General features: G+C 58.4%; 18 protein-coding genes. 11 read left to right on the forward strand and 7 right to left on the reverse strand.

Translation table 11 applies throughout. From position 1 onward, the window contains the following. Positions 1–94: 94 nt before the first annotated feature. The 8 genes from ACR0J0_RS21650 (at position 95) to ACR0J0_RS21685 (ending at position 12,355) form a co-directional block, all read left to right on the forward strand. On the forward strand, positions 95–1,528 hold the full coding sequence (locus tag ACR0J0_RS21650) for an NAD(P)-dependent oxidoreductase (protein WP_480666063.1): 1,434 nt from the start codon (positions 95–97) through the stop codon (positions 1,526–1,528). 29 nt (positions 1,529–1,557) lie between these two features. Further along, positions 1,558–1,995, forward strand: a complete 438-nt coding sequence (locus tag ACR0J0_RS21655) for a GFA family protein (RefSeq protein WP_480666064.1) — start codon at positions 1,558–1,560, stop codon at positions 1,993–1,995. After that, positions 1,992–6,524: a glutamate synthase large subunit gene (gene gltB / locus ACR0J0_RS21660; RefSeq protein WP_480666065.1), complete on the forward strand. Its 4,533-nt coding sequence runs from the start codon at positions 1,992–1,994 to the stop codon at positions 6,522–6,524. Before ACR0J0_RS21655 ends, gltB begins: the two co-directional genes overlap by 4 nt. 186 nt (positions 6,525–6,710) lie before the next feature. Then, entirely contained in the window at positions 6,711–7,670 is a 960-nt protein-coding gene (locus ACR0J0_RS21665; RefSeq protein WP_480666066.1) for a Hint domain-containing protein, read from the forward strand. Between the two features lie 39 nt (positions 7,671–7,709). Next, entirely contained in the window at positions 7,710–8,444 is a 735-nt protein-coding gene (gene mtgA / locus ACR0J0_RS21670; RefSeq protein WP_480666067.1) for a monofunctional biosynthetic peptidoglycan transglycosylase, read from the forward strand. A gap of 58 nt (positions 8,445–8,502) precedes the next feature. Beyond that, complete coding sequence (gene fzlA, locus ACR0J0_RS21675; protein WP_480666068.1) at positions 8,503–9,168, forward strand: FtsZ-binding protein FzlA; 666 nt, start codon at positions 8,503–8,505, stop codon at positions 9,166–9,168. 73 nt (positions 9,169–9,241) lie between these two features. Then, a complete protein-coding gene (queG, locus tag ACR0J0_RS21680) occupies positions 9,242–10,279 on the forward strand; it encodes a tRNA epoxyqueuosine(34) reductase QueG (RefSeq protein WP_480666069.1) in 1,038 nt (345 codons plus the stop codon). Positions 10,280–10,351: 72 nt separating this feature from the next. After that, positions 10,352–12,355 carry a hydantoinase/oxoprolinase N-terminal domain-containing protein gene (locus tag ACR0J0_RS21685; RefSeq protein ID WP_480666070.1) on the forward strand — a complete coding sequence of 668 codons (2,004 nt, stop codon included), beginning with the start codon at positions 10,352–10,354 and terminating at the stop codon, positions 12,353–12,355. Positions 12,356–12,379: 24 nt separating this feature from the next. On the opposite strand, the gene msrA is transcribed toward ACR0J0_RS21685, so the two are convergent. After that, positions 12,380–12,892, reverse strand: coding sequence for a peptide-methionine (S)-S-oxide reductase MsrA (msrA, locus tag ACR0J0_RS21690; RefSeq protein ID WP_480666071.1), 513 nt, complete (start codon positions 12,890–12,892; stop codon positions 12,380–12,382). Then, a complete protein-coding gene (gene msrB / locus ACR0J0_RS21695) occupies positions 12,889–13,338 on the reverse strand; it encodes a peptide-methionine (R)-S-oxide reductase MsrB (RefSeq protein ID WP_480666072.1) in 450 nt (149 codons plus the stop codon). The genes msrA and msrB overlap by 4 nt, the downstream gene beginning before the upstream one ends. Before the next feature lie 145 nt (positions 13,339–13,483). Here msrB and ACR0J0_RS21700 point away from each other — a divergent pair, with 145 nt between their 5' ends. Continuing rightward, positions 13,484–14,005 carry a glutathione peroxidase gene (locus ACR0J0_RS21700; protein ID WP_480666073.1) on the forward strand — a complete coding sequence of 174 codons (522 nt, stop codon included), beginning with the start codon at positions 13,484–13,486 and terminating at the stop codon, positions 14,003–14,005. Here ACR0J0_RS21700 and ACR0J0_RS21705 read toward each other — a convergent pair. Next, on the reverse strand, positions 13,981–14,868 hold the full coding sequence (locus ACR0J0_RS21705; RefSeq protein WP_480666074.1) for a DMT family transporter: 888 nt from the start codon (positions 14,866–14,868) through the stop codon (positions 13,981–13,983). The two genes, ACR0J0_RS21700 and ACR0J0_RS21705, sit on opposite strands and share 25 nt — an antisense overlap. A 181-nt stretch (positions 14,869–15,049) precedes the next feature. On the opposite strand from ACR0J0_RS21705, the gene ACR0J0_RS21710 reads away from it, so the two are divergent. Beyond that, positions 15,050–16,246: a BCCT family transporter gene (locus tag ACR0J0_RS21710; protein WP_480666088.1), complete on the forward strand. Its 1,197-nt coding sequence runs from the start codon at positions 15,050–15,052 to the stop codon at positions 16,244–16,246. Positions 16,247–16,517: 271 nt separating this feature from the next. Next, entirely contained in the window at positions 16,518–16,943 is a 426-nt protein-coding gene (locus ACR0J0_RS21715; RefSeq protein WP_480666075.1) for a nuclear transport factor 2-like protein, read from the forward strand. 125 nt (positions 16,944–17,068) lie between these two features. Here ACR0J0_RS21715 and ACR0J0_RS21720 read toward each other — a convergent pair whose 3' ends face one another. The 4 genes from ACR0J0_RS21720 to ACR0J0_RS21735 form a co-directional block, all read right to left on the reverse strand. Then, on the reverse strand, positions 17,069–17,356 hold the full coding sequence (locus ACR0J0_RS21720; protein WP_039533371.1) for an HU family DNA-binding protein: 288 nt from the start codon (positions 17,354–17,356) through the stop codon (positions 17,069–17,071). Positions 17,357–17,486: 130 nt separating this feature from the next. Beyond that, entirely contained in the window at positions 17,487–18,950 is a 1,464-nt protein-coding gene (locus ACR0J0_RS21725; RefSeq protein WP_480666076.1) for an AMP nucleosidase, read from the reverse strand. Continuing rightward, positions 18,947–20,749 carry an adenine deaminase gene (gene ade / locus ACR0J0_RS21730; RefSeq protein WP_480666077.1) on the reverse strand — a complete coding sequence of 601 codons (1,803 nt, stop codon included), beginning with the start codon at positions 20,747–20,749 and terminating at the stop codon, positions 18,947–18,949. The genes ACR0J0_RS21725 and ade overlap by 4 nt, the downstream gene beginning before the upstream one ends. Before the next feature lie 144 nt (positions 20,750–20,893). Continuing rightward, complete coding sequence (locus ACR0J0_RS21735; protein ID WP_480666078.1) at positions 20,894–21,769, reverse strand: LysR family transcriptional regulator; 876 nt, start codon at positions 21,767–21,769, stop codon at positions 20,894–20,896. Positions 21,770–21,878: the final 109 nt, after the last annotated feature.

Consider the following 21,878-nt stretch of genomic DNA (forward strand, 5'->3'; position numbering starts at 1 on the left):
GATTTTTTCCAAATTAGGTCAGTACAGTTGACTTTTCATCTGATTTCCCATCTCGTAAAGAGACCCGACCAAGCCAATTCATGGAGTTTGACCCGTGGCCAAGCAACCGATGCTGAAATTTGTGCAGATCGACCGTGTCATGCCCGAAAAGCGTGCTGCAGAAGATCGCAAAGAAGATTTTGATGAAATCTACGCCGAATTCGCAGCCGAGAAGGCCAAGGAGCAGGCCAGTCGGTGCAGCCAGTGTGGTGTTCCTTATTGTCAGTCTCATTGCCCATTGCACAACAACATCCCGGATTGGTTGCGTCTGACGGCGACCGGGCGCTTGGAAGAGGCCTATCAGACCAGCCAGGCCACCAACACGTTCCCCGAAATCTGTGGCCGTATCTGCCCACAGGACCGTCTGTGTGAAGGCAACTGTGTGATTGAGCAATCGGGCCACGGCACGGTCACAATCGGGACAATCGAAAAGTACATCACCGACACCGCGTGGGACAAAGGCTGGGTCAAGCCAACGGCACCGGGTGCAGAGCGCGGTGAAAGCGTCGGCATCATCGGCGGTGGTCCCGGCGGTCTGGCTGCCGCCGACATGCTGCGCCGTGCCGGTATTCAAGTCACCGTCTATGACCGTTATGACCGTGCTGGCGGCCTGCTGATGTATGGCATTCCGGGCTTCAAGCTGGAAAAGGACATCGTTCAGCGCCGCAACGACCTGTTGGCCGATGGCGGAGTCGAGTTCGTGCTGAATTGCGATGTCGACGCCGCCAAGTTCGACGAAATCCGTGCCAAGCATGACGCCGTGATCATCGCAACCGGTGTCTACAAGTCTCGCGACTTGACCATGCCCGGAAGCGGTCTGAACGGGATTGAAAAAGCGATCGATTTCCTGACCGCCTCGAACCGCAAGAGCTTTGGCGACGACGTTGAGGATTTCGACAACGGTCGTCTGAATGCAGAAGGCAAGAAAGTTGTCGTTATTGGTGGTGGCGATACCGCAATGGACTGCGTGCGAACGTCGATCCGTCAGGGCGCGACCTCGGTCAAATGCCTGTATCGGCGCGATCGTGCGAACATGCCGGGTTCGCAGCGCGAAACGCAGAACGCCGAGGAAGAAGGCGTAATCTTCGAATGGCTGAGCGCGCCCAAGGGCTTTACCGGAGACGACACCGTATCTGGCGTGATGGTTCAGAAGATGCGTTTGGGTCAGCCCGACGCGACAGGCCGTCAGGCACCGGAAGTGATTGAAGGCGCGGATTACGTCGAAGAGGCCGATCTGGTCATCAAGGCACTGGGTTTCGAGCCCGAGGACCTGCCGATGCTATTCGGCCAACCCGATTTGCCCGTGACCCGCTGGGGCACCGTAAAGGCCGCGTTCCAGACCGGCGAGACCGAGATGGACGGTGTTTACGCCATTGGTGACATCGTGCGTGGTGCGTCACTGGTGGTCTGGGCAATCCGCGACGGACGTGATTGCGCCGATGCGATCATCGACCGTTTCAACAGCAGGGCCGCCGTGGCCGCCGAGTAACCATCAGCCCAGCGACAGGAGCGTCAGAAATGACCGAATTGCAAGGCCAATGCATGTGCGGCGCGGTGACGGTGACCGCAACCCCCGCGCGGGATGCGCTGGGGGCGTGCCATTGCGACCAATGCCGCCGCTGGACCAGTTCGATGCTGGTGACATTTCCGGCGCAGCCCGGCTATGCCGCCCTGGGGCCGGTGAAGACTTTTACCTCGTCCGACTGGGCCGAACGCGCCTTTTGCGAGGTTTGCGGTTCGGCCCTTTGGTACCGGATCACCCTGCCGGGCGAAATGCACGGCCAGACACAAATGGCGGCCGGCCTGTTTGAAAACGCAGCCGGAAACGACCTGAAACTTGAACTCTATATCGACAAAAAGCCCGGGGGCTACGCGTTCGAAGGCGAACGGAACCAGATGACCAAAGCCGAGGTCGAAGCCATGTATGCCCCGTCCGAAAAAGGAGACAGCCAATGACTAAATATGATGCCGATTGGGTGCGGGCCGAAGAAGCCAAACGCCAATGGATGGCAGAAAACGGTCTCTATTCCGAGGAAGAAGAGCATTCCTCCTGTGGTGTAGGACTTGTTGTTTCCATTGACGGAAAGAAAAGCCGCAAGGTTGTCGATGCAGGCATCGATGCGCTCAAGGCGATCTGGCACCGTGGTGCTGTGGACGCTGACGGCAAGACCGGCGACGGCGCGGGCATTCATGTACAGATCCCGGTGCCCTTCTTCTATGATCAGATCCGTCGCACAGGTCACGAGCCCAATCTGGATGAACTCATCGCCGTTGGTCAGGTCTTTCTGCCCCGCACCGATTTCGGCGCGCAGGAGCGGTGCCGGACCATCGTGGAAACCGAAGTTCTGCGCATGGGCTACTACATCTATGGTTGGCGCCATGTGCCGGTCGATGTGACTTGCCTGGGCGAAAAGGCAAACGCTACCCGCCCCGAGATCGAGCAGATTCTGATCTCGAACTCCAAGGGCGTGGACGAAGAGACGTTTGAGCGTGAACTGTATGTCATCCGTCGCCGCATCGAAAAGGCTGCCACAGCTGCGGGAATTTCGGGTCTGTATCTGGCGTCGCTGTCCTGCCGCTCGATCATCTACAAAGGCATGATGCTGGCCGAGCAGGTCGCCGTGTTTTACCCCGACCTGATGGACGAACGCTTTGAATCGGCCTTTGCGATCTATCACCAGCGCTATTCGACCAACACCTTCCCGCAGTGGTGGCTGGCTCAGCCGTTCCGCATGCTGGCCCATAACGGCGAGATCAACACGCTGAAGGGCAACATCAACTGGATGAAAAGCCATGAGATCCGCATGGCCAGCGGGACCTTTGGCGACTACGCCGAAGACATCAAGCCGATCATCGCAGGCGGATCATCGGATTCGGCCGCATTAGACTCGGTTTTCGAAGTTCTGGTACGCGCCGGACGCTCAGCGCCCATGGCGAAAACCATGCTGGTCCCGGAAAGCTGGTCCAAGCAGGCGGTCGAGTTGCCACAGGCATGGCGTGACATGTACTCCTACTGCAACTCGGTGATGGAGCCGTGGGACGGCCCTGCAGCCCTGGCGATGACCGATGGTCGTTGGGTTTGCGCAGGTCTGGACCGGAACGGTCTGCGCCCGATGCGCTATGTGGTGACCGGCGACGGCCTTGTGATCGCTGGGTCCGAGGCCGGAATGGTGCCGATCGATGAGGCCACCGTGACCGAGAAAGGCGCGCTTGGGCCGGGCCAGATGCTGGCCGTCGACATGAAGAAGGGCAAGCTGTTTCGCGACACCCAGATCAAGAACAAACTGGCCGCTGCGCTGCCGTTCGGTGAGTGGGTCGGCAAGATCAACGATCTGGATGACACACTGGCTGGTGTGACCGAAGCCCCGATCTTTGCAGGTGCAGAGCTGCGCAAGCGACAGATCGCGGCGGGTTATTCGGTCGAAGAACTGGAGCAGATCCTCGCCCCGATGGCGGAAGACGGCAAAGAGGCTCTGGCCTCGATGGGCGACGACACGCCCTCGGCGGTTCTGTCCAAGCAGTACCGGCCACTCAGCCATTTCTTCCGGCAGAACTTCAGCCAGGTAACAAATCCGCCGATCGATTCGTTGCGCGAGTACCGCGTGATGTCGCTGAAAACGCGGTTCGCCAACCTCAAGAACGTGTTGGATGAAGACAGCAGCCAGACCGAGATCGTCGTTCTGGAAAGCCCCTTCGTCGGCAACGCGCAATGGGACAAGCTTGTCGAAACCTTCGATGCGCCGCTGGCTGAAATCGACTGCAGTTTCGAGCCCGGTCAAGGCGCGCTGAGCGCTGCATTGGCTCGTGTTAGAGCTGAAGCAGAAGAAGCTGTGCGCTCGGGCGCAGGGCATCTGGTGCTGACGGACATGCACTCGGGCGAAGGCCGGGTTGCGATGCCGATGATCCTGGCGACCAGCGCTGTGCACTCACACCTGACCCGCCAGGGTTTGCGGACCTTCTGCTCGCTGAACGTGCGGTCGGCGGAATGTGTCGACCCGCATTACTTTGCTGTGTTGATCGGCTGCGGTGCGACCGTGGTGAACGCCTATTTGGCCGAAGACTCGCTGGCTGACCGCATTGATCGCGGCCTGCTGGACGGCACGCTGACCGAAAACGTCGCGCGCTATCGCGAGGCGATTGACCAGGGCCTGCTGAAGATCATGGCCAAGATGGGTATCTCGGTGATCTCGTCCTATCGCGGTGGTCTGAACTTTGAAGCCGTCGGCCTCAGCCGCGCCATGGTGGCGGAATACTTCCCGGGCATGACCAGCCGGATTTCGGGTATCGGTGTGACCGGTATTCAGACCAAGCTTGAAGAAATCCACGCCAAAGGCTGGGATAGCGGTTTGGACGTGCTGCCCATTGGTGGTTTCTACAAAGCGCGGAAATCGGGTGAGACCCACGCGTGGGAAGCGACCTCGATGCATATGATGCAGATGGCCTGCAACCGTGCCTCGTATGAGCTGTGGAAGCAGTATTCGGCCAAGATGCAGTCGAACCCGCCGATCCATCTGCGCGACCTGATGGATTTCAAACCGCTGGGCAAGCCAGTGCCAATTGAAGAAGTTGAGTCGATCACTTCGATCCGCAAACGCTTTGTCACGCCGGGGATGTCGCTGGGCGCACTGTCGCCCGAGGCGCACAAGACGCTGAACGTGGCAATGAACCGGATCGGCGCCAAATCCGACTCAGGTGAGGGTGGTGAAGATCCGGCACACTTCGTTCCGGAGCCAAATGGCGACAACCCGTCGGCCAAGATCAAGCAGGTGGCCTCGGGCCGGTTCGGCGTGACCGCCGAATACTTGAACCAGTGTGAAGAACTGGAGATCAAAGTCGCCCAGGGTGCGAAACCTGGTGAGGGTGGTCAGCTGCCGGGCATGAAGGTCACCGACCTGATCGCGCGTCTGCGTCACTCGACCAAGGGCGTAACGCTGATCTCGCCGCCGCCGCACCATGACATCTACTCGATCGAGGATCTGGCGCAGCTGATCTATGACCTCAAGCAGATCAACCCGCGCTGCAAGGTGACGGTGAAACTGGTGGCCTCGTCGGGCGTTGGCACGATTGCCGCTGGCGTTGCAAAGGCCAAGGCGGATGTGATCCTGATCTCGGGCCACAACGGCGGCACAGGCGCGTCTCCCGCGACCAGCATCAAATACGCTGGTCTGCCATGGGAAATGGGCCTGACCGAAGCGCATCAGGTTCTGGCAATGAATAACCTGCGGGATCGCATCACTCTGCGGACCGATGGTGGACTGCGCACAGGCCGTGATATCGTCATGGCCGCGATGATGGGCGCCGAGGAATACGGTATCGGCACCGCTGCCCTGATCGCGATGGGCTGTATCATGGTGCGTCAGTGTCAGTCCAACACTTGCCCGGTCGGTGTATGTACGCAGGACGAATCCCTGCGGGCCAAGTTCACCGGCAATGCGGATAAGGTGGTGAACCTGATCACCTTCTACGCGCAGGAAGTGCGCGAGCTTCTGGCCAGCCTCGGTGCGCGCTCGATTGATGAAATCATCGGCCGCGCCGATCTGTTGGCGCAGGTCAGCCGTGGCTCGGCGCATCTGGACGATCTGGACCTCAACCCGCTGCTGATCACCGTCGATGGTGCACATGACATCGTCTACAACCGCGACAAGGATCGGAACGCGGTGCCGGATACTCTGGATGCCGAGATCGTCCGCGACGCGGCCCGGTTCTTGAAAGACGGTGAGAAAATGCAGCTGTCTTACGCGATCCAGAACACACACCGGACCGTGGGCACCCGTGTCTCCAGCCATATCGTGCAGAACTTTGGTATGCGGAACACGTTCCAACCCGACCACCTGCATGTGAAGCTGCAAGGCTCGGCCGGTCAGTCGCTTGGGGCCTTTGCGGCGCCCGGTCTGAAGCTGGAAGTGTCAGGTGATGCGAACGACTATGTGGGCAAGGGTCTTTCGGGCGGCATGATCGTCGTGCGTCCGCCGCAGGTCAGCCCGCTGAAGGCAGACGAGAACACCATCATCGGCAACACCGTCCTTTACGGCGCCACCGACGGCCACCTGTTCGCCGCCGGCCGGGCCGGTGAGCGGTTCGCAGTGCGTAACTCGGGCGCAACCGTAGTGATCGAAGGCTGCGGCTCGAACGGGTGTGAATACATGACCGGCGGGGTTGCAGTAATCCTGGGTGATATCGGTGCCAACTTTGGCGCGGGCATGACGGGCGGCATGGCCTATCTGTACGACCCCGAAGGCAAGGCCAAAGCGCTGATGAACATGGAAACACTGGTGACCTGCCCGGTGACCGTTGACCACTGGGAAGAGCAGCTGAAATCGCTGATCGAAACGCATCAGGCTGAAACTTATAGCCGCAAAGCCGCCGACATTCTGCAGCATTGGGATGTCGAAAAAGCCAACTTCCTGCAGGTCTGCCCGAAAGAGATGCTGAACAAGCTCAGCCATCCTCTGACCACCGAGGCAGCCGCTGTCCCGGCGGAATAAGCGGCCCGGCACCCTCTGATCAAAGAAACCCGCGTGTTACCTGAAACACGCGGGTTTTATCTATTTTCAACGAATTCTGTGTGTTTATTGCGTTTTTTTGCAGTTCGCGCCTAGCTAATGCCATAAATTATTCGGGATTTGCAGCCAAACTGCGTCCCAGCGTGATGAGCAGGCAGGAGCAGGCGCATGCCCACGACCTATACAGATCAGTTCTTTGAGCTGGATCCGGCGAACCCCGGTAACAACGGCACAGTTGTCGGGACGCCGCTGACGGTACAGTCTTTGGATATCGTGGATCAGAATGACAACGGCCTGGTCAACCGGTTGAACGGCGACTCGGTCGATGGGTCTGACATCACATCGACTTTTTTCAACGACATGGTGACGATCGAACTGAGTAATGGGACTCAGGTGACCTATACAGGGGTCACTTTCTATCTGGCCGATGGGCGCAGGGTCTTTACGCCCAATGGAAACCAGGTGCTGCAGAATGGAACGTTCGTCAGCTCGTCTTTCACGGATGTCAGCGATGACTTTGGTGACCCAAATGGATTTGGTTCGGTCGATATTGGCGGTGGCGATCTTGGCCCGCCCTGCTTCACACCCGGAACGTTGATTGATACGCCTGATGGTGCGCGACTTGTTGAGGATTTAAAGCCCGGAGATCTGGTTTCGACCGCCGACAATGGCCCCCAACCTTTGCTTTGGATTGGCAAAACCACGGTTGAAGCCACAGGCAAGTTGGCCCCGGTTCGGTTCGCGGCTGGGGTATTGGGGCTGAAACACCCTCTGACGGTTTCGCCGCAGCACCGGATGTTGGTTGAAGACTGGCGCGCTCCTTTCCTGTTTGGCCATTCCGAGGTGTTGATCGCAGCCCATTGCCTTGTCAACGGCGACACCGTCACCCGCGTGGAAGGCGGTCAGGTCGAGTATATTCATCTGCTGCTCTCGCAGCATGAGATCGTTACGGCCAATGGGGCGAAAAGCGAAAGCTATTATCCGGGTCACGCGATTTCGCAGGCGGACAAGGACGTTCAGGCCGAAGTTCTGCGCCTGTTTCCGGAACTGGGTCGCCGTCGCCCCACTTTGCCGGAAACCGCCCGGCCGGTTGTGCGCCCGCGCGAGGCGCGGGCCATCGCGATATAAACCGTTCCAAACCCCGTCGCCGCGTCGTATAGCAACAGCATGGCAAAAAAAGCAGCGCGCAAGTCGAGCAGTAAAAAAAGCAAGGCGTCAAAAACTAGGAAATCAATTGTCCCGCGGCTGCGTCTCTGGGCGACTCGCGTCGCTTTGGGCGCAGTGGTCTTTGTCGTCGGCTTGGTCCTTCTTTATTCGGTGATCAATCCGCCGGTGACCCATACGATCTGGTCCGAGTGGCGCCGTCTGGGCAAGGTCGAGCGGGATTGGATGCCGTTCGAAGAAATTTCTCCGATCATGGCGCGATCCGTTGTGGCGGCTGAGGATGCCAATTTCTGTCTGCACTGGGGCTTCGATGTCGAAGCCATCCGGGATGCACTGGAAGATGGCGGTAGCCGAGGCGCTTCGACCATTACCCAGCAAGTGGTGAAGAACGTTTTCCTGTGGCAGGGGCGTAGTTGGGTACGAAAAGCGCTCGAGACATCGATCACGCCCGTTGTCGAAATCTTCTGGAGCAAGCAGCGAATTCTTGAGGTCTATCTGAACGTTGCCGAAACCGGTCAGGGGGTGTTCGGGGTCGAGGCTGCGGCACAACGCTATTACGGCGTCAGCGCGGCCAATATGTCTCCGGTCCAGGCGGCGCGGCTGGCGGCAATCCTGCCGTCTCCGCGTAACAGATCGGTCACGGACCCCTCTGTGCGCACCCGAAGACGAGCAGCGGCCATTCTGGACGGAGCGGCCACCATCCGCGCAGATGGTCGCGCGGATTGTTTCGAGGATTGAAACCCTACGCCCCTCAAGGCTAAAGCTGGGGGGTATTCACTGGTTCGATTGGAAGCCCATGGCGCGTCTGTTTCACGTTCCCCTGTCCCCGTATTGCCGCAAGGTGCGCCTGTCGCTGGCGGAAAAAAAGATCGAAGTTGAGCTGGTCGAGGAACGATACTGGGAACAAGACCCCGATTTCCTGCGCCGTAACCCAGCCGGAAAAGTACCGGTTCTGCGGCTGGATGGGCAGGTCATGGCGGAAAGTGCGGCCATTTGTGAGTACATCGAGGAAACACGGCCCGAGCCTCCGCTGATGCCTAAATCCCCCGAAGCGCGGTACGAGGTGCGGCGTCTGGTAGGGTGGTTCGATGACAAGTTCCATCACGAGGTAACCTCGAAACTTCTGTATGAGCGGGTGAACAAGAAAGTGACCGGGCAGGGCTATCCGGACAGCAAGAACGTCAAAGCCGGGGCAAAGGCGATCAAGTATCACCTGGACTACATGGCGTGGTTGCTGGATCAACGTCGCTGGCTGGCCGGGGATCAGATGTCGCTCGCGGATTTTGCAGCTGCCGCGCATTTGTCGGCTTTGGATTATATCTCGGACGTGGATTGGAACCGCTCTCAGGCGGTCAAGGACTGGTACGCAAAGATCAAGTCGCGGCCTGCGTTCCGGTCAATTTTGGCGGATCAGGTGCCAGGGTTCCGGCCGCCGCCCCATTACGCTGATCTGGATTTCTGATAGGGTGTTGAGGGGGCTGTCTCCCCCTTATGGCCCCCTGGGTCAATTCACCCCCGAAGGTATTTTGGACCAGATGACGAACGGATCGGGTATGAAAGAAAAACTGGTGGCACAAGCGCTTGGCGAAGGATTTGTTTCCTGCCGGGTGTGTCGCCCTTGGGACGTGCCCGACGTACCACCTCGGTTAGAGGCGTTTCTGGAGGCCGGACACCACGGGCAAATGGGGTGGATGGCCGAACGAACCCATTGGCGTGGCGATCCGGCCGCGCTATGGCCCGAGGCCCGGTCTGTCATCATGCTGGCCGAAAGCTATACGCCCGAACATGATCCGACCGAAGTTCTGCAACACCCGGATAAGGCGGCGATATCCGTCTATGCGCAGAACAAAGATTACCACGATCTGGTCAAGAAGCGGCTGAAACGGCTGGCCCGCTGGTTGATTGCCGAAGCGGGTGGAGAAGTGAAGGTATTTGTCGATACTGCGCCCGTTCCGGAAAAGGCATTGGGTCACGCTGCGGGTTTGGGGTGGCAAGGGAAACACACCAACCTGGTCAGTCGGGATTGGGGTAATTGGGCTTTTATAGGGTCTATATTCACCACTTTGGATCTGCCCGCCGATATGGCGGAAACGGATCACTGCGGGAAGTGCCGGGCCTGCCTGGATGCGTGTCCGACAGATGCGTTTCCTGCGCCGTACCAGTTGGACGCTCGGCGCTGCATTTCCTATCTGACGATCGAACACAAAGGCCCCGTAGACGAAGAGCTGCGCCCGAAGCTGGGAAACCGGATCTATGGATGTGACGATTGTTTGGCCGCGTGTCCGTGGAACAAGTTTGCCGTCGCTGCGAGCGATATACGGTATGCCGCCCGCGATGATCTGAAAGCACCACCTTTGGCCGAGTTGGCCGTTCTGGACGACGCTGCGTTCAGGGCAAAATTCTCGGGCTCTCCGATTAAGCGAATTGGCCGGGACCGTTTCGCGCGGAATGTGCTGTATGCCATCGGCAACGCGCAGCGGCCTGATCTGAAGCCCATAGCGCAGTCGTTGGCCAATGATCCCGACCCGACAGTGGCGGATGCGGCGCGCTGGGCGGTGAAACGACTGCCATAAGTGCCGCAAACAGGCTGGACGTGTCGGTCCAAACCGCTACACCCGTGCTTAGCGAACAGGAAGGAGATCCCGATGGCGTTGGCTTTGGGGGTGGATACGGGTGGAACCTACACGGATGCGGTGCTGATCCGGGACGAGAAAGAGGTGATCGCCTCGGCCAAGTCCCTGACCACGCGGGCCGATCTGGCAATTGGTGTCGGCAAGGCTATCTCGGCGGTGTTGGATCAGGCACAGGTACGGCCGGATCAGATCTCGATGGCGTCTTTGTCGACCACACTGGCGACCAATGCGCTGGTCGAAGGGCAGGGTGGCCGTGTTGCTCTGGTGTACATCGGTTTCAAGGACAGCGATCTGGAGAAACACGGGCTGCGGGATGCGCTGAAAGGCGACCCGGCGCTTGTGATTGGCGGCGGGCATAGCCATGCCGGGGGCGAGGCTGCACCACTGGACACCGCAGCGCTCGAAGCTTTCCTGGTTTCTCATAAAGACGTTTCCGGCTTTGCGGTTGCCGCGCAATTCGCCACAAGGAACCCAGCGCATGAGCTGGAAGCTGCTCGTATCATCGGAGAGAAAACCGGTTCTCCGGTAACGTGTTCACACCAGCTTTCGGCAAAGTTGAACGGCCCAAAGCGCGCGGTAACGGCCGTTTTGAATGCACGCTTGATCGGGATGATCGACCGTCTGATCGGGCGCGCGCAGGATCAGCTGATTGCCCTTGGTATTACCGCGCCGATGATGGTTGTGCGTGGCGATGGCGCGTTGATGAGCGCGGAACAGGCGCGTGAGCGCCCGATTGAAACCATCCTCAGCGGGCCGGCGGCCTCGATCGTCGGGGCAAGCTGGCTGACAGGGGTAGAGAATGCTCTGGTGTCAGATATTGGCGGCACAACAACCGATGTCGCGCTGATCCGGAATGGAAAGCCTGCGATTGATCCTGCCGGCGCTCAGGTTGGCGGGTTCCGCACCATGGTCGAAGCTGTGGCCATGCGAACCCATGGTTTGGGCGGCGACAGTCAGGTCCATGTGGTCACCGAAGGGCTGGGCGGCGGTGTGTTCCTCGGCCCACGGCGGGTGCTGCCGGTCTCTCTGATCGCCGCCGAGGCGCCAGACATCGTTCACGCTGTTCTGGATAAGCAATTGCGCGCAACAACCGTTGGCGAACATGACACACGGTTCGCCCGCCGTGTTCCGGGTATCAACGCTGAAGGACTGGGATCACGCGAAGAGTCCCTGTTGGAGCGGTTGGGCGAGAATGTCCTGCCCCTGAGTGATTTCTTGCGCACTCGCATGGAGAGCGGTGCCCTGTCTCGGTTGGTGGACCGGGGCGTCGTTCAGGTTTCGGGCGTGACGCCATCGGATGCCAGCCATGTTCTGGGCCGGTTGGATACGTGGGATGCCGATGCGGCCCACAAAGCGCTGGAACTGGTAGCGCGAAAGCGGGTGGGAACCGGTGACAGGCTGGCGGCCACACCTGAGCAACTGGCGCAGGTGATCGTGGATCAATTGACCGAGCAAACCTCTTTGACATTATTAGAGACTGCATTTGCGGAAGAGACTGATGGTTTTGGAATCCCGTCCGCCGATTTGGCCCGGCATGTTCTGACACAAAGAGGGCTGGCGAAACATCGCGGTCTGTTGGCGCTCGATGCATCGCTTAACGTGGATGTCGTGGGCCTTGGGGCATCAGCCCCCAGCTATTATCCCTCGGTTGGGGATCGGTTGCATTGCCAGATGATCCTGCCCGAACATGCCGGTGTGGCGAACGCCATTGGGGCAGTGGTCGGACGGCTGACCTTGCGCAAGTCCGGGACCGTGACTTCCCCGTCCGAGGGGCGCTTTAGGGTGCATCTGGAAGACGGTCCACAGGATTTCACTGAATCGGACAAAGCGTTGGCGCTGTTGGAATCCGTGCTGCGAGATCAGGCCGAAGGCGCAGTTCGACAGGCGGGGGCGGCAGACATCCGTGTGGTCGTCGACCGCGACATCCGCACCGCACGCGTCGAAGCGCAGGACGTGTTTGTCGAGGCGCTGGTCACGGTTGAGGCCAGCGGACGGCCCCGGGTTGCGGTTGGGTAGCCCCGTAAGGGGCCACCTTTTGTTTCACTCGGCCGCGCTGGATCGTTTCGGCAGAACCCAATCGGGGCGCGGGAAGTGGCAGGTATAGCCGTTGGGGATACGCTCCAGGTAATCCTGATGCTCGGGCTCGGCTTCCCAGAAATCGCTGACGGGTTCGATCTCGGTCACAACTTTGCCGGGCCAGATGCCGCTGGCATCCACATCGGCAATCGTGTCCTCGGCAACCTGTTTCTGGTCGTCGTCCACATAGTAGATGGCCGAGCGATAGCTCATCCCGCGATCATTGCCCTGACGATTGACTGTCGTGGGGTCGTGGATCTGAAAGAAAAACTCGAGCAGATCGCGATAGGTGATCTGTGCCGGGTCGAACCAGATCTCGATCCCTTCGGCATGGGTGCCGTGGTTCCGATAGGTCGCGTTCGGCACGTCGCCTCCGGTATAGCCGACACGAGTGCGGGAAACGCCGGGCAGTTTGCGGATCAGGTCCTGCATGCCCCAAAAGCAGCCTCCGGCAAGAACGGCGCGTTGTTCGGTCATTGGATGTCCTCCACATGGATCAGGTATTCGCCATAGCCTTCGGCCTCCATCTCATCGCGATGGATGAACCGCAAGGCGGCAGAGTTGATGCAATAGCGCAGCCCGCCATGTTCACGCGGGCCGTCTGGAAACACATGACCCAGATGGCTGTCCCCATGTTTCGAGCGAACCTCGGTGCGGATCATACCCAGAGACGCGTCGCGAAACTCTTCGACGTGTTCATGCACGATCGGCTTTGTGAAACTGGGCCAGCCGCACCCGGATTCGTATTTGTGGGTCGAGGCGAATAGAGGCTCGCCCGAAACGATATCCACATAAATCCCCGGTTCCTTGTTACCCAGCAATTTGCCTGTTCCGGGCCGCTCGGTACCGCTGCGCTGTGTAACATGGTATTCTTCGGGAGACAGAGCGGCGATGGCCTCGGGGTCTTTGGTGTAGCGGGTCATGGCTCCTCCGGTTTTGATGAGACTTGGGCTACTATTTGGTCATAACAAAGCAGAAATCAAAATCATATTTCAGCCACCTCGCGCGCTCGTGCGTGTGATCCGAATGCCGTAAGAACACGTAATTCTCAATAAAGGAGGTGCCGCCGTGTTTAGACTGCTTCTTTTATTTTCCCTGCTGTTGGTCGCCCGAGCAGTGCAAGCTGCGCCTTTGACCGGAGAGTTTGACTCGATCGATGGGGGCACATTGTCCATCGAAGATTGGCGAGGCCAGCCGGTTTTAGTGGTCAATACGGCGTCCCAATGTGGGTTTACAGGGCAGTACGCAGGTCTGCAGAAGGTTTATGATACCTATGCGGATCGGGGATTGGTCGTTTTGGCCGTCCCCTCGGATTCGTTCAATCAGGAACTGGGCTCGGCCCAAGAGGTAAAGCAGTTCTGTGAGATGAACTATGGCCTGACCCTGCCCATGACCGACATCACCTCGGTCAAAGGTGCCGGTGCGCATCCGTTTTATCGGGCGGTGGCCCAGCAAACGGGTTTTGTGCCCAAGTGGAACTTCAATAAAATCCTGATTGATCCAACGGGCGAGGTCGTTGCAACCTATGGGTCCAACGTCAAACCGGATTCGCCCAAGCTCTTGCGTCAGGTTGAAGCTTTGCTGCGTTGATCGGTTTGCCGGGATAGCTGCACCGCCAGAATGCCCAGCGTTGTAACGCCCACACCTACCGCGTCGATGGGGCTGAGTTTTTCGCCCAACAGCAGCGCTGCTATTGCGACTCCGAAAACCGGGTTCAAAAAATGAAAGGTCGCAGCGCGGATCGCACCAATTCGATTCAGCAATAAGAACCAGATCAACGTCGCAAGCAGGCCCGGGAACAGCGTCGTGTAAGCGAATGCCAGCATCCACGGTATGTTGGGGTGGATGTAAATGGTCTCGAAGACGGGGGCGGCGACAAATAGTACGGCGGCGCCCACGAGCATCTGAAGTCCGACCACCATCATGAAATTGCCGCCTGAAGTTGCTCCGCGCACAGCCAGCGTCGCAAAGCTGAGCGCCAGTGCCCCTAGGCCGCACAACATGACGCCGAACAGGTCCGCACCGGCACTGATCCGGCTGCTCATGATCAGTGCCACGCCGGCAAATCCGGCTAGCAATCCGAATACACCCAAAGGCCGCAGCTTCTCCTGAAACAGCGCCCAGCTGGCAAGCGCGACGATCAATGGCATTGTTGATGCAATAATGGCCGCTACGGACGCTTCGACCGTTTGCATCGCGTAGAAATTCAGACCCAAATAAAGGGCATTTTGGCAAATTCCGAACAGAATGGTCGCATACCACTGCGTGCGGGTCAGCCGCCAGCTTTGACCCATGGCGCGGGCAATCGCGACCCCCAGAAGCCCCGAGATCAGAAACCGCAATGCCAGCGAAAACAGGGGTGACGCATCGGCCACGATGATCCGCGCCGAAGTAAAGGCTGATGACCAGATAAAGGCAAATGTCAGCCCCATGGCTATGGCGCGCAGATCCATGGCGACCCCTTCCCGAACGCCGCGACTGTTTCCGAATTTCCTGCGCCGTGCAAGCGCCACGCGTCAAAAACATCACAGGATGCGCCTGTCGGGCTCAACGGCGTCATGATTGTTGATTGATTAGTCAATTAACGCTATGCGATCCGCACTCTGACTAACCAAGGGAGGTATGTTGGTGTTTCTGGAGTACATTCTGTCTTTTGGCGTCCTACTGGCATTGGGCCTGGTCGCTTTCTTCGTCGTGAAGTGGTGGAATCTGCGCTGTGTGGGCGTGACGCCCGTGCATCTGTTCACGTTCATCGCGATCCTGTTCACTTCCGGATTGGACGTGGGGCTTATCATGTTCCCGCTGACCGAATTCGGCGGCTATGCCGAGGAACCGGCCTACGCCTTTGCAAACCCGCTGGCCATCGAGTTCGGGTTCTGGGGCTTTCTGATCTGGGCCTTCTACTTCCTGACAGCGTTCTACTTCTGCGTCATCGAACCGCGTGTGAAGTTCTTTGAGATCCCACTGGTCAAGCTGATCAACAACGTGGTGATCATCGGCACCTGCGCCTTCACCGCCAGCCTGTTCCTGATCTACCTGCCGGGTTACCTGCCCGAGGTCGGAGACGGCGAATCCGTGGTTACCACCTTCTATATCATCGTGTTCGTGGTCATTCTGGCGGCGGCTTATTCGTCTACCGACCTGAAATACGTACGTATCCTGTCGGTGGGCTCGACCTTCCTGTTCCTGGCGCTGATCATCGGCATGTGGGCCGCGGCAGGTATGGGAATGACCGGTTTCGCAGAAACCAGCAGTAATATCGGTGCCTATTTCGCCAATATCCACAAGTTCGTCCTGCCGTTGACCGACTATCACGCCTTCTATTTGTTCTGGTGGTTCGCGTGGTCGATCATGATCGGCCAGTTCACCTCGCGCTTTGTCGGTGGTCTGACAACATGGCAATTGCTGGCAGCTTTGCTGATCTTCCCGTCGATTCCGCTGGGGATCTGGTTCACCGTTCTTTACTACTATCACCTGAACGGCATCAGCACCGCAGGCATCACCAACATCGCGATGGTGATCGTGGGCGTGACCTTCGTGATCAACTCGCTGGACTCGCTGATCCGCCTGTACACCGACAACCTGAACCTGACGGTCGAGCGCTTTGGCAAGGCGATCTATGTGGGTGGCAACGTCGCACTGCTGTTCATCCTGACCCTGCTGTTCCAGAGCCAGTGGCTGCAGATCCAGTGGATCGGCGCGGTTGTCGTCGGCCTCTATCTGGCTTGCGTGGTCTACATCCTGATCACCAAGCGCAAAGAGGTGTTGAGCATCGATTCAATGCCCGAAGATCGTGATCTGGACTTCCACAAGGTCGAGACGGTTCACTGATCAGTCATAGATAAGAACTAGAAACGGGCGCCTTTAGCGCCCGTTTTTTTGTATTCGCGACTTCTATCTGCGGCCGGGTTCGTAGCGCCAGTTTTCCGTCGGTCGAGAAAGAATGGTACCGCAGGGACTTTCGTACAACTGGCCCGCAGGCAGAACTAAAACGGTGGGGCGTGCATTTTCAGTGGTCGTAGGACTACACTAACAGTAACCGACGCGCTTTTGAGGGCAGTGCGGCAGTTATCACCAGCGTATTTTGTGACGAGGTTGGAACATGTTCAGCGAAGCCAGATACCAAGAATACATAAGTGACTTTAACTCAACTTTTGTCGGCGGGATGTCTCTGTCAGACTTTTTCGACAAGTACTACGAACAAGACGCCACCTTTGAGTATGTGCCGCAGGCGCGAAAAAACATCGGCAGAGAAGAAGTTCTGAGTTTTTGGGGCGGGGTTGGTGACAAGATGCAAGAGGTTATTCTTGCCCACACGCACTACCTGGCAAACGCGACTACAGTGGCGTCAGAAGCACCGATAGACTTCTTGTGCAGGGAGGACGTTGATTGGAACGGTGTTTCATACAAAGCAGGTACAAAATTCCGCCTTATGATGTGTGCGTTTTACGATGTAAGCCCTAACAACAAGTTCACCTATGTCAGAGTGTATTCGATCTACAATCCGGCATACACGCCTGAGCAGTGACTTGGGGTTCTCGGGAAGAACAAAGAGCTTAAAGCAGGGAAAAACGAAAGACCGGTTTCAGGTTGTGGAAATGAAAAAGGGCCCCCAACTGGCGGCCCTCAATCATGTCGCAGTGAAAGCTGAGATCAGCCGTTCACGCTGTCCTTCAGAGCTTTCGCAATGGTCATCTTGACCACTTTGTCGGCTTCTTTCTTGAACTGCTCGCCGGTGGCGGGGTTGCGTACCATGCGCTCGGGGCGCTCGCGGCAGTAGATTTTGCCAACGCCGGGCAGGGTCACTGCGCCGCCGGCCGAAACTTCGCGGGTGATCAGGCCGGTCATGGCCTCCAACGCTGCGTTTGCAGCTTTCTTGTCGGTTCCCATTTCCTCAGCGAGAGCAGCAACCAGCTGAGTCTTTGTCATAGGCTTTGCCATTTCTTGGTCTCCTTAACGTGCCCGATACATAGGGCCTCACCGCGTAACTGTAACGGGATATTGTGGGCGAACACAACGAATAGTAGCGCGAAAAACCCTAAAAATATGGGGAAAACGTTGCTTTTTTGCGTCAGAGAAAGGCCGTTTCGTCGAAAGAACGCAATTTCCGGCTGTGTAACCGCTCCAAAGGCATGCCGCGCAGATGTTCCATCGCCCGAATTCCAATGGCCAGATGGCGACTTACCTGAGTTGTATAAAAGGCAGACGCCATGCCGGGCAACTTTAATTCGCCGTGCAAGGGTTTGTCCGAAACGCACAGCAAGGTGCCGTAGGGAACGCGGAAGCGATAGCCGTTTGCAGCGATGGTCGCGCTTTCCATATCCAGCGCAATCGCGCGCGACTGGCTGAGCCTCTGCACCGGCCCGGATTGGTCGCGCAGTTCCCAGTTGCGGTTATCGACCGAGGCGACGGTCCCCGTGCGCATGATCCGCTTAAGCTCATATCCTTCCAGTTCGGTAACTTCGGCAACCGCACGTTCCAGCGCGACCTGAACCTCGGCCAATGGCGGGATCGGAACCCAAACCGGCAGGTCGTCATCCAGCACCTTGTCTTCGCGCAGATAAGCATGCGCCAGCACGAAATCGCCTAGCGCCTGCGTGTTTCGCAGGCCAGCGCAGTGACCGACCATCAACCAGGCATGGGGGCGCAATACCGCGATGTGATCGGTTGCCGTTTTGGCGTTTGACGGACCGACGCCGATATTGACCAGCGTAATCCCCGACCCATCCGCGCGTTTCAGGTGATATGTCGGCATCTGCGGCAGCTTCAGCGGTTGGGCGAGCTCGGCCTTGGGGTCGGTGATCTCGACATTGCCGGTAGACACAAAGCTGGTGTAGCCGCTTTCCGGGTCGGCCAATTGTTCACGGGCGTAGTTTTCGAACTCGGATACGTAGAACTGGTAGTTCGTGAACAGGACGTGGTTCTGGAAATGGCTGGGGTCCGTCGCTGTATAATGCGCCAGTCGCGCCAGTGAGTAGTCCACACGCTGCGCTGTGAACAGGGCCAGCGGGCCGACTTCGGCCTCGGAATCATAGACGCCGTTCACAATGTCATCATTGGTGGTGGTCAGGTCGGGCACATCAAAAACGTCGCGCAACGTGAACCCGGCTGCGCCCTGTTGCGGGACGTGCAGGTCGGGGTTGTTGGCCACCGCGAAATGAACCGGAATCGGTGTCTCCGACGCACCAATCGTCACCGGCTGATCGTGGTTCTTGATCAGCAACGCGATCTGCTGGGTCAGGTAGGATCGAAACAAGTCCGGCCGGGTGACCGTCGTTGCGTGAATGCCCGGTTCCGAGACATGGCCGAAGCTCAAACGGCTGTCGACATGGGCATAGGACGACGTCCTTATGCGAATCTCCGGGTAATAGGCTCTGTACCGTGCTGTTGGTGCGCCTTGCTTCATCGCGTCGGCAAAGCTGTCGCACAGAAAGCGCGTCGCTTGTTCGTACAGTTCTTCCAAACGGGCCACGGCGGCCTTGGGATCGGTGAACTGCTCGGGTTTTGGTGCGTTGGGTGTTTTTATTATTGTCATGCAAGTGGTTCCAGAAGATCGATTTTCTCAAAGGTGCGCACGTCCACCAGGCCCAGGTCTGAGATTCGTAATTCCGGAATAACGACCAGCGCCAGCAGTGAGTGCTGCATATAAGCGTTGTTGAGGGTGCAACCGCAGGCTTCCATCGCCGCAACCATGGCCTCGGCCTTAGCAGCCACCTGAGCGGCAGGGCTGTCAGACATCAGGCCCGCGATTGGCAGTTCAACCAGAGCCAGTTCTTGCCCATCGCGGAAGATAGTGATGCCGCCACCTATTTCGGCCAAGCGGTTGGCGGCCAGTGCCATCTGTTCGCGATCGGTGCCGACGACGATCATGTGATGGCTGTCATGCGCCACGGTCGAGGCCATGGCCATTTTGCCTTGATACCCGAATCCCGAGACAAAGGCATTGGTCACGCCGCCCGTAGCCCGATGCCGTTCGACCAATGCGATCTGGCAGACTTCGCCTTCGCCCTCGACCAACCCTTCGATGATCGGCAGTTCGGCTTTCAGAGCTTTGGTCGGGGCCTGGTTTTCCACCACTCCGATCACATTGGCCTGCACCCGGTTGGCACCTGTTGGCGCCTCGATTTCGAAATCGGTCGCGGTCAGCGCGTGCCCCAAGTGAACGGTATTGCGGGCCGAATCCGGCCAGTTGAAGTGTGGGCAGTCCACGGTGATCTCACCATGCTCGGCCACGACCTTACCGCGCGCGATCACGGTTTCGATGGGCAGTTCCTTCAGGTCCGAGCTGAGGATGACATCCGCGCGCCGCCCCGGTGTGATCGAGCCGATCTCACGCTCCAACCCGAAATGGGTCGCCGTGTTGATCGTTGCCATCTGCAGCGCGACCAACGGATCGCAGCCACAGGCAATGGCGTGGCGGACCACACGGTTCATGTGCCCGTCATTGACCAACGTGCCCGAGTGGCAGTCATCAGTGCACAGGATAAAGTTGCGCGGGTCCAGGCCTTTCTCGGTGACCGCCGTGATCTGGCTTTCCACATCAAACCAGGCCGAGCCCAGCCGCATCATCGACCGCATGCCCTGACGAACGCGCGCGATGGCGTCAGCCTCGCAAGTGCCTTCATGGTCGTCCGCCGGACCCCCGGCCACATAGGCCGCAAAATCAGGCCCTAAATCAGGGGAAGCGTAGTGACCGCCAACGGTTTTGCCCGCGCGTTGTGTGGCGGCGATCTCGGCCAGCATCTTGGGGTCGCCGTGGATAACACCCGGGAAATTCATCATCTCACCCAGTCCGATGATTCCGGGCCAGTTCATGGCTTCGGCCACGTCTTCGGGAGTGATTTCGTACCCGGTCGTTTCCAGCCCTGGTGCCGACGGCGCACAGGATGGCATCTGGGTGAAGATATTCACCGGCTGCATCATTGCTTCGTCATGCATCATGCGCACGCCATCAAGGCCCAGCACATTGGCGATTTCATGCGGGTCCGTGAACATGCTGGTCGTGCCATGGGGAATAACGGCACGCGCAAACTCAGCGGGTGTCAGCATCCCTGATTCGATATGCATATGTGCGTCGCACAGACCGGGGACCATGTAACGGCCGGCGGCTTCGATGATCTGCGTCTCGGGGCCCACGCAATGCGACGCATCGGGGCCGACAAAGGCTACACGCCCATTCGCTATGGCAATGTCATGATCTGGCAGGCATTCGCGGCTGTGTACGTTTACCCAGATACCGCCGCGGATCACCATATCCGCAGGTTCACGCCCGGCGGCTACAGCAATCAGACGAGGGGCGACATCGGGCCAACTTGGGAAGGGTGTGTGTTCCATGGCCCAACTTTCCCGAATGCGCGAAAAGGTTCAACCCCTTGCGAACAGGTATCATCAAACCGTCACGCAGCGCGTCAGCGCCGCCCGGCCCAACCAGAAGAGATGCCCTGAACGGGCATGGATGATGGGCGGGAGCATCCCCGTCTATAATGGCAAGTCAGCGGCCATTTCTCGACGAACCCAATCGACAAAGGCAACAGCACCGGGGCTTTCTTCCGCGCGAGGTGACAACAGCAGGTAATATGCTTCGGGCATGGGTGAGCGGTGAGGGAAAGGAGCGACCAGCCGACCTTGTTCGATCAGGCTGCGCGCGATGGTGTCATGGGCCAGACACAAACCACCTCCTACCATCGCCACGGACAGACTGACCAGATATGTGGTGGAGTAGGTAATTGCGGGATTTTCCCAATTTAGACCCTGATCTTCGACCCAGCCCTGCCAATTTGACAGCAGGTTCGAGCAATCAAAAAGCGGCTGCGTTTGCAAAGTCCCCAGCGTCACCTCGAATTCCGGCGCGCAGACTGGATAATAGTATTCGGTTCTAAGCAACTCGGTCCGGACCGTATCCGACGGCCGCAGCGAATAGCGGATTTCCACCGCCGCCCCGTCCGCCATTTCCTGAGGCTCCCAAAGTTCGGTGAATATGTTCAGTTGCACTTCCGGATGCTGAGCGCGAAAATCCGGCAGCCTGGGAGCCAGCCAATTAACCGCGAAGGTAATGTTGCTTTGAACCTGTACCGCGTTCTGCTGGGCTCCGGTAACGGCCTGCGTTCCGCGCACCAGCGTCCGAAATGCCTCGCGTACAACAGGCAGGTAGGTGATGCCTGCCTCAGTCAGTTCCAGCGCCCGCGGGCGCCGCAGAAACAGCGGCTGGCCAAGGTATCCTTCCAGCGACTTGATCTGCTGACTGACCGCACTTTGAGTCATGTTCAAGTCCCGGGCGGCACCGGTAAAGGACAGGTGGCGGGCCGCAGCCTCGAACGTGCGCAGCCAACCCAGCGGAGGAAGCGTCTTCTGCATGTGCATAACCTTGCCATTAGTTCGGCTTATGGGATAGTTGCGTTTTTTTCGTTGGTCAAACCTTCGCGCCGCAGGCACGATTTCCCAAAGTCCTCAGCTATCCGCAAAG

It is taken from the genome of Ruegeria sp. BF12 (genome assembly GCF_056538705.1).